This window comes from Achromobacter semiaridum (assembly GCF_053543755.1).
Map to the genome: position 1 here is coordinate 1 of NZ_JBLVOL010000074.1, position 7126 is coordinate 7126.

At 67.1% G+C, this 7126-nt stretch carries 7 protein-coding genes and 1 pseudogene; 7 read left to right on the forward strand and 1 reads right to left on the reverse strand.

The window, feature by feature from the left end:
• Positions 1 to 109 precede the first annotated feature (109 nt).
• The 7 genes from ACNPP0_RS19910 (at position 110) to ACNPP0_RS19940 (ending at position 6859) form a co-directional block, all read left to right on the forward strand.
• Positions 110 to 565 carry a hypothetical protein gene (locus ACNPP0_RS19910; RefSeq protein WP_448706806.1) on the forward strand — a complete coding sequence of 152 codons (456 nt, stop codon included), beginning with the start codon at positions 110 to 112 and terminating at the stop codon, positions 563 to 565.
• 132 nt (positions 566 to 697) lie between these two features.
• Positions 698 to 1396: a glutathione binding-like protein gene (locus tag ACNPP0_RS19915; RefSeq protein ID WP_448706807.1), complete on the forward strand. Its 699-nt coding sequence runs from the start codon at positions 698 to 700 to the stop codon at positions 1394 to 1396.
• Between the two features lie 2 nt (positions 1397 to 1398).
• Complete coding sequence (locus tag ACNPP0_RS19920) at positions 1399 to 2325, forward strand: LysR family transcriptional regulator (RefSeq protein WP_332610161.1); 927 nt, start codon at positions 1399 to 1401, stop codon at positions 2323 to 2325.
• 77 nt (positions 2326 to 2402) lie between these two features.
• Positions 2403 to 3809 carry an FAD-dependent tricarballylate dehydrogenase TcuA gene (gene tcuA / locus ACNPP0_RS19925; protein ID WP_448706808.1) on the forward strand — a complete coding sequence of 469 codons (1407 nt, stop codon included), beginning with the start codon at positions 2403 to 2405 and terminating at the stop codon, positions 3807 to 3809.
• Positions 3806 to 5071 (forward strand): tricarballylate utilization 4Fe-4S protein TcuB, encoded by a 1266-nt coding sequence (tcuB, locus tag ACNPP0_RS19930; protein WP_332610163.1) that lies wholly within the window; start codon positions 3806 to 3808, stop codon positions 5069 to 5071. Before tcuA ends, tcuB begins: the two co-directional genes overlap by 4 nt.
• A gap of 84 nt (positions 5072 to 5155) precedes the next feature.
• Positions 5156 to 6133, forward strand: a complete 978-nt coding sequence (locus ACNPP0_RS19935; protein WP_448706809.1) for a Bug family tripartite tricarboxylate transporter substrate binding protein — start codon at positions 5156 to 5158, stop codon at positions 6131 to 6133.
• 123 nt (positions 6134 to 6256) lie between these two features.
• Positions 6257 to 6859 carry a WG repeat-containing protein gene (locus tag ACNPP0_RS19940; protein WP_332610166.1) on the forward strand — a complete coding sequence of 201 codons (603 nt, stop codon included), beginning with the start codon at positions 6257 to 6259 and terminating at the stop codon, positions 6857 to 6859.
• A gap of 34 nt (positions 6860 to 6893) precedes the next feature.
• Here ACNPP0_RS19940 and ACNPP0_RS19945 read toward each other — a convergent pair.
• A pseudogene (locus ACNPP0_RS19945) lies at positions 6894 to 7126 on the reverse strand (PLP-dependent aminotransferase family protein); the annotation flags it as partial.

Sequence of the window (7126 nt, forward strand, 5' to 3'; positions counted from 1 at the left end):
GCCCCGACCGGCCCGATCCGATCCGACCGATCCGACCCGGCCGACCCGCCACCACCTGTGGCATGCTGCGCCCGTTCGCCGTTTTCCCACCAATCCGACCCCAGCCTTCATGCTCAAATTTCTACCCCGACTCTGCGATTTCCTGCTGTTGGCAGGCGCCGCCGCGCTCTTTGGCGCTTGCCTGACGTCGCTGTTGACCACGGGCGCCTACGGCTGGGCGGTGCCCGACGCGCCTTACCTCTACGGACCTCGCGATTTCTACGCCGACGCCGTGCTGGCGGGTCTGGCCGGGCTGCTGCTGTTGACGCTTGCCGAGCGCCTGGCCGGCGCCCGCATGACCGGGGCCGGCCGCGCGGTGGCGACGCTTGCGGCGACCTTTGCGGCGGCGCTGGTGGCGCTTTACCTGGCGCCGCCCGCGCCGATCGTGTTCGGCAACACCTGGGCGCCGGGCGAGGCCACGCGAGAACTGTTCCTGGCGCAATGGCCCCTGGTGCTGCCCATTGCCCTGGTGACGACGGCGGCGCGTTGGGCGCTGCGGCGCTTGTCGAACCACCGGGCGCGCTAGCCGGCAGCCAAGCCGGGCGGCACACGCGGCGCCCGCCCGCCGGTAACTTTCAGCCGGATTTCTGCTCGTATGCGCTAGGATTGTCGGCGCAATTCCCCGTCACGACTTCCGCCTCCTCTGGAGAAACCCCGCATGACCTCCCTAGACTCGTTCGCCATCACCAAGAAGTGGCCCGCCCAGCATCCCGACCGCATCCAGCTGTATTCGCTGCCCACGCCCAACGGCGTGAAGGTGTCGATCCTGCTGGAAGAGATCGGCCTGCCCTACGAGCCCCATCGGGTCGCCTTCGACAAGCAAGACCAGTTTTCTCCGGAATTCCTGTCCCTCAGCCCCAACAACAAGATCCCGGCCATCCTTGACCCCAACGGCCCGGGCGGCAAGCCGCTGGCGCTGTTCGAGTCGGGCGCCATCCTGATCTACCTGGCCAGCAAGACCGGCCAGTTCATCCCGACGGACACGGCCGAACGCTACGAGACGCTGCAATGGCTGATGTTCCAGATGGGCGGCATTGGCCCCATGTTCGGCCAACTGGGCTTCTTTCATAAATTCGCCGGCAAGGACTACGAAGACAAGCGCCCGCGCGACCGCTACGTGGCCGAGGCCAAGCGCCTTCTGGGCGTGCTGGACCAGCGCCTGGAAGGCCGCGACTGGGTCATGGGCGACGAATACACCATTGCCGACATCGCCATTTTTCCGTGGGTACGCAACTTGGTCGGATTCTACGAAGCGGGCGAGCTGGTCGGTTTCCCGCAGTTTGCAAACGTGGCCCGCGTGCTGGAAACGTTTGTCGCGCGCCCGGCCGTGGCGCGGGGCTTGACCATTCCGAGCTAGGCATGGAACTGCGCCAGCTGCGTTACTTCGTGCGCGTGGTCGAGGCAGGCAGCATCGGCCGCGCGGCGATGTCCATCGGCATGGTCACGTCGGCTCTCAGCCAGCAGATCAGCCGGTTAGAGGGCGAACTGTCGACGCGGCTGTTGCAGCGCAGCGCCAGCGGCGTGGTGCCAACCGACGCGGGGCTGGCGTTTTTTCGGCAAGCCCAGCTGGCCTTGCGCCACGCGGATGACGCCGTGCAGGCCGCGCAACAGGCGCGGCTGGCCGGCCACGTCAGCGTGGGCCTGTCGTCAACCACCGCCGCCATTCTGGGCGCGCCGTTTCTGCAAGCCATGAACGAGCGCTATCCCGACATCCGGCTGCATCTGGTCGAGGCGCTGTCGGGCCATCTGGCCGACATGCTTAACGGCCGGTTGCTGGACCTGGCCATCGTGTTCCAGGCCGAATCCGCGCGCCGTTGGAGCATCATGCCCCTGCTGGACGAGCCGCTGTTCCTGTGCGCCCGCCGTGACATGCCCGGCGTCCCGGGCGGCGACACGACGCGGCTGGCCGACATCTCGCACCTGCCCTTGGTGCTACCCAGCGGGCGGCATGGGCTGCGTGCGCTGGTCAACAACGCCTTTCTGCAACTGGGCCAGACGCCGCGCGTGGTGGCCGAGGTCGATGGCTTGTCGCTGTTGATGGACGTAGTGCAGCTGGGCAGCGCCGCCACCATCCAGCCCAGCTCCGCCACGGCGCGCATTGCGCCCGGGCAACTGCACATGGCCCGCATCGACGACGCGCATTTGTTCCGCCCCAATCTGCTGGTGAGCCTGTCCGACGATGAACTGTCGCCCGCCGCGCTTGCCGCACGGCTGGTGCTGGCCGATGTCTCGCGCACGCTGGCGCAACAGGGCAAATGGGCCGTCGTAGCTCTTCACGATTCGTGAAGACCTGTTGACGCCCGCCTGATATCCCGGACGCCACGCCGTCAGTACAGTCAGCCCATTCAATTGGGGACGATGGCATGGTGGACGTCTTGGTGGTGGGAGGGGGCAATGCGGCGCTGTGCGCGGCCCTGATGGCGCGCGAGGCCGGGGCCAGCGTGTTGCTGCTGGAAGCCGCGCCGCGCGAATGGCGTGGCGGCAATTCGCAGCACACGCGGAATTTGCGCTGCATGCACGATGCGCCGCAAGACGTGTTGATCGACGCCTATCCCGAAGAGGAATACTGGCAAGACCTGCTGAAAGTCACGGGCGGGCAGACCAACGAACATCTGGCGCGCCTGGTCATCCGCGAATCGTCCACGTGCCGCGACTGGATGCGCCGCCATGGCGTGAACTTTCAGCCGCCGCTGTCGGGCGCGCTGCATGTGGCGCGCACCAACGCCTTTTTCATGGGCGGCGGCAAAGCGCTGGTGAACGCGTATTACCGCAGCGCCGAAGCGCTGGGCGTGCAGATCCGCTACAACGCGCCGGTCGATGCGCTGGAGTTGGAAGACGGCCGTTTCAAGGCCGCCCGCATCGGCGATGAACGCATCGAGGCGCGCGCCTGTGTGCTGGCGGCGGGCGGCTTCGAGTCCAACCGCGAATGGCTGCGCGAGGCCTGGGGCCAGAACGAACGCGGCGAATGGCCGGCCGACAATTTCCTGATCCGTGGCACGCGCTTCAACATGGGCGTGCTGCTGAAATTCATGCTGGACGCCGGTGCGGACGGCATCGGCGACCCCTCGCAATCGCACTGCGTGGCAATCGACGCGCGCGCGCCGCTGTACGACGGCGGCATCTGCACGCGCATCGATTGCGTGTCGCTGGGCGTGGTGGTCAACCGCGACGCCGTGCGCTTCTACGACGAAGGCGAAGACTTCTGGCCCAAGCGCTATGCCATCTGGGGCCGGCTGACCGCCATGCAGCCCGGGCAGATCGCCTATTCCATCATCGACGCCAAGGCCATCGGCCGTTTCATGCCGCCCGTGTTTCCTGGCGTGAAGGCGGACACGCTGCCCGAACTGGCGGAGAAGCTGGGGCTGGACCCCGCAACCTTTGAACAGACCTTGCGCGACTACAACGCCGCGTGCCGCGTCGGCACCTTTGACCACACCGCGCTGGACGACTGCCACACAGAAGGCATTGCACCCGCCAAGACGCATTGGGCGCGTCCCATCGACACCGCGCCGTTCTACGGCTACGCGTTGCGCCCCGGCATCACCTTTACCTATCTGGGCTTGAAGGTGGACGACACCGCCGCCGTGCGCTTTAACGACGTGCCCAGCGACAACCTGTTCGTGGCCGGCGAAATGATGGCCGGCAACGTGCTGGGCAAGGGCTATACGGCCGGCGTGGGCATGTCCATCGGCACGGCGTTTGGCCGCATTGCCGGCACCCGGGCCGCCGCCTCCGCGCGCGCCCAGACCCTTGCAAAGAGCACGACATGAAGCAGCTTGAAGCCCTGGCCCGCGAGGCCCAGTCGTTTTCCACCCCGCATGCATCGACGCCCGGCGGCCCCGCCGTGGCCGAGCAACCCGCGATGCCCGCTGCCATGGTCGAACACCCCGTCCAGTGGCGCGGCAAGAACGCCAAGCCGCAGGCGGACGCGTTGACCGAAGACGAAACCGAAGTGGCGCGCGTCATGCAGATCTGCAACGCCTGCCGCTATTGCGAAGGCTTTTGCGCAGTGTTCCCGGCCATGACGCGCCGCCTGGAATTCGGCAAGGCCGACCTGAACTACCTGGCCAACCTGTGCCACAACTGCGGCGCCTGTCTGCACGCGTGCCAGTACGCGCCGCCGCATGAATTCGCGGTGAACGTGCCGCAGGCGATGGCCAAGGTGCGGGTGCAGACCTACACCGACTACGCCTGGCCGGCCGCGCTGGGCTCGCTATACAAGCGCAACGGCCTGGCCTTGTCGCTGGCCACTGCCGCCGGCTTGGCGCTGTTCCTGGTGCTGGCCGTGTTGATGGCGGGCGGCTTGTTCCATGAACCCATGGCCGGCAATTTCTACGCCGTGTTCCCGCACAACACGCTGGCGCTGATGTTCGGCGTGGTGTTCGGTTTTTCGATGCTGGCCTTGGGCGTGGGCGTCACGCGCTTCTGGCGCAACGTCAGCCCGGGGGCGGCATCCGGCGCGGCGGTGGCCGAGGCTGCGCACGATGCGCTGCGCCTGCGCTATCTGGACGGCGGCCACGGCAAGGGCTGCAACAACGCCGACGATGCGTTCACGCTGTGGCGGCGGCGTTTTCATCACTTCACTTTCTACGGCTTCATGCTGTGCTTTGCGGCCACCTGCGTGGCCACGCTGTACCACTATCTGCTGAACCAGCAGGCGCCGTATCCGTTGCTGAGCGCGCCGGTGTTGCTGGGCACGGCCGGGGGCATCGGCTTGCTGATCGGGCCGGCGGGTTTGCTGTGGCTGAACATCAAGCGCCATCCGCTACAGGGCGACGCGGCACAAAAGCCGATGGATCGCGGCTTCATCGTGCTGCTGTTCCTGACCAGCGCCACGGGGCTGGCCTTGCTGGCCGGGCGCGATGGCGGAGCGATGGCGCTGTTGTTGGCCATACACCTGGGCGTGGTGATGGCGCTGTTCCTGACGCTGCCCTACGGCAAGTTCGCGCACGGTATCTACCGCTCGGCCGCGCTGCTGAAATGGTCTATCGAAAAGCGCCAGCCGAACAAGCTGCAACTGGGTGCCGATTGATCTGACCCGACCCCACCCGCGCCACGCGGGCATGACGGCGCCCCGGCGAGGGCGCCGCATTCGATTACAAACGAGGAGACTTCAATGATCCAACCCCGACTGCTGGCGCGCGTTTCGCTGGCCGCCTGTTTGCTGCCGGCGTTGCCGGTGGCGCACGCGCAATCCTTTCCGACCAAGCCCATCACGCTGGTGGTGCCGCATTCCGCCGGAGGCACGTCGGACATCCTGGCGCGCACGGTCGCGGCGGAGGCGGCCAAGACGCTGGGCCAGACCATCGTCATCGACAACAAGGGCGGCGCCAACGGCACCATCGCGGCCAAGCAGGTGGCCTCGTCCGCGCCGGATGGCTACACGCTGCTGTTGGCCACGGCCAGCACGCATGGCATCAACCCGTCGTTGTACTCGCGCATTTCGTATGACGCGGTGAAGGACTTCACGCCCGTCACGCTGTTGGCCACGGTGCCCAACGTGCTGGTCATCGGCCCCAACGTCAAGGCCGCCAACGTGCGGGAACTGATCACGTACATACGCGGGCAGGGCGACAAGACCAACATGGGGTCGGCGGGCGCCGGCACGCCCGGCCATCTGGCCGGAGAGATGTTCAAAAGCGCGGCCAAGCTGCAATTCACGCACGTACCGTACAAGGGCGGCAGCCCAGCCATCACGGATTTGATTGGCGGTCAGATCGACTTCATGTTCACCACCATTCCCGGTGTGTTGCCGCACGTGAAAGCGGGCACGCTGCGCGCGCTGGCGGTGACCTCTCCCGCGCGTTCGCCGGCCATGCCGGACGTGCCGACGATGGCTGAGTCCGGCCTGCCCGGCTTCCAGGCGGTGTCGTGGCACGGCGTGGTTGCGCCGGCCGGCACGCCGCCCGACGTGGTCAACAAGCTGAACGCGGCGTTAAGCGGTGCGCTGGCCGCGCCGGCGGTCAAGCAACGCCTGATGGAAGAAGGCGCCGCCGCGTCCACCCTGAACACCGCCGCGTTCGGCACGTTCATCCAGAGCGAGATCGCGGCCTGGGCAAAAGCGGTGAAGGATTCAGGCGCGACGGCGAACTGACGCACCGGGGCGGATACGGGCCGTCGGGCCGCCGATAGCGCCCGCGATTCACAGCCTGGCCTTCCCGGCGCGGGCCGCACGCCGGGGCTTGCGGGTTGCGGCCGGCATGCTAGGATCGCCGCCATGTTGACGACCCTGTTGCTTGCCCTGCTGGCTGCCGCGCCCGCCGCCCCTGCCGCCGACCCGGCTTCGTCCTATCCCTTGCAATGCCTGTACGCCGCCAAGCAGGAAGGCGGCACGCTGGAATCCGACGACCATTGCGCGCGCGTTGACGGCGACACGCTGTCCTTCGCTGCCCAGGCGCTGGCTCGCATGGATTTCAATGCGGACGGCTTGTCGCCGGCATACACGCACGGGTCATGGCGATGGGTACGGCCCGACGGCAAGTCCGTGGCCGTGGTCACGTACGACAATTTCGCCGACGACTTTGAAGACGGGCTGACGCGCGGGCCGTGGTCGGGCGGCATGGCGTTTTACGACGCCCAACTCAATCGCGTCATCACGACGCCTTACGATTGGGTCGACCGCTTTGACGGCGGGCTGGCCGTGGTATGCGAAGGCTGCCGCAAGGTCCTTACCGCCGGGGGCGAGCACTACTACATGGCGGGCGGCCAATGGGGCGCTATCGACCGCCAAGGCCGGGTGGTGATGCCTTTGCGTCACGAAGCAGCCAGCCTGATGCAGGACGTCGAAGCCGCGCGCGCGGGCGCCGACACGCGGCGCTGAGCGCCTGCCGGTAGTTCTCAACCGGCACGCCGCATTACCCGCCAGCCATCAGCTTGCCCAGCGTCACCATGCCTTGTTCCATGTCGACGCTCCAGGGGTGGCCGTGGTTAAGACGCATGAAATTTCCGAACGCGCCCGATGACGAAAACAGCGGCCCTGGTGCAATGCTGATGCCGTGATCCAATGCCGCCCGATGCACCTTCAGCGTGTCGATATGCTCGGGCAGCTCTACCCACACGAAGTAGCCGCCGGCCGGGCGCGGGGGGG

What these genes read in the sequence shown, in the direction of transcription:
- ACNPP0_RS19920 (WP_332610161.1), top strand. Translation starts at nt 1,399, where the DNA reads ATGGAACTGCGCCAGCTGCGTTACTTCGTGCGCGTGGTCGAGGCAGGC.
- tcuB (WP_332610163.1), top strand. Translation starts at nt 3,806, where the DNA reads ATGAAGCAGCTTGAAGCCCTGGCCCGCGAGGCCCAGTCGTTTTCCACC.
- ACNPP0_RS19910 (WP_448706806.1), top strand. Translation starts at nt 110, where the DNA reads ATGCTCAAATTTCTACCCCGACTCTGCGATTTCCTGCTGTTGGCAGGC.
- ACNPP0_RS19935 (WP_448706809.1), top strand. Translation starts at nt 5,156, where the DNA reads ATGATCCAACCCCGACTGCTGGCGCGCGTTTCGCTGGCCGCCTGTTTG.
- tcuA (WP_448706808.1), top strand. Translation starts at nt 2,403, where the DNA reads ATGGTGGACGTCTTGGTGGTGGGAGGGGGCAATGCGGCGCTGTGCGCG.
- ACNPP0_RS19915 (WP_448706807.1), top strand. Translation starts at nt 698, where the DNA reads ATGACCTCCCTAGACTCGTTCGCCATCACCAAGAAGTGGCCCGCCCAG.
- ACNPP0_RS19940 (WP_332610166.1), top strand. Translation starts at nt 6,257, where the DNA reads ATGTTGACGACCCTGTTGCTTGCCCTGCTGGCTGCCGCGCCCGCCGCC.